The organism is Phormidesmis sp. 146-33 (genome assembly GCF_052939515.1).
The window spans coordinates 1-3566 of record NZ_JBJPHU010000236.1 but is presented as its reverse complement, the minus strand read 5'-3'; the positions used below and the strand labels follow the sequence as shown (position 1 = coordinate 3566).

Sequence of the window (3566 nt, the reverse complement as noted above, 5' to 3'; positions counted from 1 at the left end):
GATGACCCTGATCAGCGGTTTAATTGTGCTGTTAGTTTGCGTCATTGCGCCTGCGATTCCGACTAATTCTCAGCCCGCAGTCTTTGACCAGGTTTGGCAGACGGTTCAAGATAATTTTTATGATCCTAAATTTAATGGAGTCGATTGGTCGGCGATGCGGCAAAAGTATCGATCGCAAGCCACAAAAGCATCGTCGATCGTCGCCTTTTCTGACGTGATCAATCAAATGCTGGCGGAGCTAAGAACTTCTCACACCCGCTTTTACACACAAACTGAACCCGCTTATTATCAACTGGCAGGCATCTTTCGATCGTCCATCCAATCCAAGCTCAAGCCCTTTCTACCCAACGGCAAACTCGACTATACGGGCATTGGCATTTTCACCAAAGACATTAACAATCAGACTTTTATCAACGCGATTTTGAATGGTTCTCCCGCCGAAAAAGCAGGCTTGAAAGTCGGCGATCGTATTCTCAGCGTCGATGATCAGCCCTTTCAGGCGATTCAGTCTTTTGTAGACAAAGCTGGAAAATCGGTAAAAGTTCAAATTCAGCGCACCCCTGGAAACGCTCAAACGATCGCTGTCACGCCTCAAAAACTTGATCCCAATCGAATGTTTTTAGACGCAATGAAGAACAGTGTTGAGATCATTCAGCGCAACGGTAAACAAATTGGATACATTCACGTCTGGTCATATGCCGACCAACAGTATCAAGATCAGCTTGAAGAAGCGTTGAGCGATCGCTTGAGAAACATAGATGGATTTGTCTGGGATCTGCGCGATGGTTGGGGTGGGGCGAGTCCGAGCTATCTGGGTTTGTTTACGTCGTCGGTTCCTTCTCTGACACTGATCGAGCGAGATGGTGATCGCCGTCAAATCGAAGGTCAATGGAATAAGCCGATCGTGATGTTAGTCAATCAAGGGTCTCGAAGCGGTAAAGAAATCTTGGCGCAGGGATTTCGCAAATATCGAGTTGGCACAATTGTCGGTAGCAAAACCGCCGGGGCCGTCGTTGCAGGTCGAGCCTTTATTATGAAAGACGGCAGTTTACTTTATCTGGCGGTAGCAGATGTCTTGGTAGACGGCGATCGCTTAGAAGGCAAAGGCGTTATACCCGATGTCGAAGTGCCCTTCACGCTGGAATATTCTCAAGGGGTTGATGTACAAAAAGAACGTGCGATCGACGTTGTTATACAGCAGATTGGCAAATGACATCAGCGCCTACTTGAAACAACGAATGTTCAGAATGGGACACTACTCAGTGTGGACGGATTGGGAGTCAGCCCCAGATTTTGGCGGAGGGACTTTCACCCTCATTCAGCCGGAAGTTCAACCGTTAAAGAAACGTGAATTCGATAGAGTTTTTTCGCTTCGGTATTTAACGCTTCTGCCCCCAACCCCCCAAATCTGGGGGACTTTCGGACAGGATTTCTTGCTCAAAGTCCCCCAAACTTGGGGGATTTAGGGGGCTGCCTGGAGTGATCGCCACAGCGAGGGATTTCATCGAATTCACGTTAAAGAAAACGATTGGCGAGGCTATGGATTTACCTAGCAACGAATCGCACGACATCGACAAATTTTGCTTCCCCCGGAATCTCATACTGTCGCTCGATGAGACCGATCGACGCTAAAAATTCCTCCAGATATTGTTTTGCGAGTTGGTCAAAGGGCGTTTGGGTCATGCTCCCAGGTTTAGGGATTAAAGGACTGCGATCGGTTCAATTTTAGAGGGAAGGAGCCTCGCCTCCCCCGACCAATCTCGACCCTCAAAGATTTTCTAGGCAAGTGATATGAAAGTCGATCGCGTTGGGCAAGTTAAATTCAGGCGTTAGAAGTTCAACCAATCCGCATCTTTAAGGAGACCTCTTTCAATGAAATCTGAACTCAAGGCAAAGTTTCTGCAACACCTGATCGCGAAGAAAGAAGACAAGGGTTTTACCCTGATTGAATTGCTCGTTGTGATCATCATTATCGGGATTTTGTCTGCCATCGCTTTGCCTTCCTTCTTGAACCAGGCCAACAAAGCCAAGCAGTCTGAAGCCAGACAATATGTGGGCACCCTCAACCGCGCTCAACAAGCTTACTTCCTGGAAAACAGCACCTTCGCCACCAGCATCACCAGCTTGGCCAAACCCGTCAAAGGTGACACCACAAACTATCGCTATGCCGATGATGGCGACAGATTCACCGTTAGCAACCTCAAAGCAACTAATGAGAACGTTGTCATCTACGGTACGTCTTTGAAAGCAGCCTTGAAGTCCTACGTTGGCATGGCGGCAATCGCTCAAGCTGACCCCGCAACTAGCGAAGCAACAACGCTGGCTGTCTTGTGCGAAAGCAAGAACCCCCAGACCACTGACGCAGCGAAGCCAACTCTGACCGCAACCGACCTGAAATGTACAGAACCTGCTACTATTCCTCTGGCGAAGTAGGCTGGTCTAGTTTCATCTTTCAGAGCTTAATATTTGACCGTAGAGTGGGTAGACCTGATACCTGCTCTATTTTTTTGGAAGGTTGGACTTCAGAGAAGTCATACCCAATCAATTTGTGAATGCTACAGATCCTTCGCCCCCTAAATCCCCCATTCTGGGGGACTTTGAGAATCCGAGACTGCTTTGGCTTGAAGTTCCCTACAAGTGGCGGATTTAGGTTGCTCTCCCAGATCTGTAGGACTCAAAGATTAATTTGGTATCACGCGGTGTGTTGAGTTTGGGTAGATTCAGTCATAGGGGTTTGTAGCGATGGGTGACAGACATGGATAATCAATTGCGGGATTGGCAACAACAAGCAAAAGCAGCGCTCATTCAAAAAGACTACGATCGCGCCATTTCCCTTTATGATCAGGCAACTGCGGCTTATCCAGAAGAACGATCGCTCTATTGGGGCATGGGGTTGGCACTGTTGCTGCAAGGTCAGGAAGCCGAAGCTCAGACAACCTGGATGCTGGCGATGGCCGACGGAGAAGCTGACGAAATTGAGCGATGGACGATCGACCTGATTCAAGTCCTCAAATCAGAAGCAGAACGACAGGCAGCGCTGGAAGAGTGGCCGATTGCCTGGGCGATTCGGCAATACATTCGAGAACTCCATCCTTCGGATTTAGAAAATCTGCTCCAGAGTATTCTGCTGTCGATCAACCTGGGAAGTTTTAGCTCTGACGACTTTGCCAATCTGGGTGTGATGGACTTGCTGGCGGGTGAAGGGGTTGTCGATTCAGCGTTTTTGCTCTACGTGTTAGAACAGCTTCTCGAAACGATTTTGCCCGATCCAGCCATTCTCAAATTTGTAGAAGCTTGTATTCCCCATATTGACGATCGTCGAGAGTTGACCTATCTGCTCGTTCCGACGGCCACAAAACTTTCTTTTACCTACTGCCGAGACGATCTTGCAATTCCTTTGCTAGAAATGAGCCTTCAGCTTGGGACGCATGACTTACCTGTTTTGACAGAATTAGCTCCCATCTATCAAAACGCTCGACAATACGACAAAGGCATCGAAGCGGCAAAGCAATGTATTGAACTGTCTGACACAGTGCCCGATCGGGTTTACAGCAGCCATTCTCTGA

Annotated in this window: 3 protein-coding genes and 1 pseudogene; 3 read left to right on the top strand and 1 reads right to left on the bottom strand. The window is 48.3% G+C overall.

The features are described 5' to 3' along the window. Positions 1-1213: S41 family peptidase (locus ACJ2PR_RS35435; protein ID WP_446880573.1), on the top strand; the 1213-nt coding region annotated here is incomplete at its 5' end. 332 nt (positions 1214-1545) lie between these two features. Here the strand turns inward: ACJ2PR_RS35435 and ACJ2PR_RS35430 are convergent. Beyond that, positions 1546-1683: a hypothetical protein gene (locus ACJ2PR_RS35430; protein ID WP_446880572.1), complete on the bottom strand. Its 138-nt coding sequence runs from the start codon at positions 1681-1683 to the stop codon at positions 1546-1548. 189 nt (positions 1684-1872) lie between these two features. On the opposite strand from ACJ2PR_RS35430, the gene ACJ2PR_RS35425 reads away from it, so the two are divergent. Further along, entirely contained in the window at positions 1873-2433 is a 561-nt protein-coding gene (locus tag ACJ2PR_RS35425; RefSeq protein WP_446880571.1) for a type IV pilin-like G/H family protein, read from the top strand. Positions 2434-2755: 322 nt separating this feature from the next. Continuing rightward, positions 2756-3566, top strand: a pseudogene (locus ACJ2PR_RS35420) (hypothetical protein); the annotation flags it as partial.

Coding starts and splice junctions, on each gene's coding strand:
- ACJ2PR_RS35430 (WP_446880572.1), bottom strand. CDS start 1,683: ATGACCCAAACGCCCTTTGACCAACTCGCAAAACAATATCTGGAGGAA.
- ACJ2PR_RS35425 (WP_446880571.1), top strand. CDS start 1,873: ATGAAATCTGAACTCAAGGCAAAGTTTCTGCAACACCTGATCGCGAAG.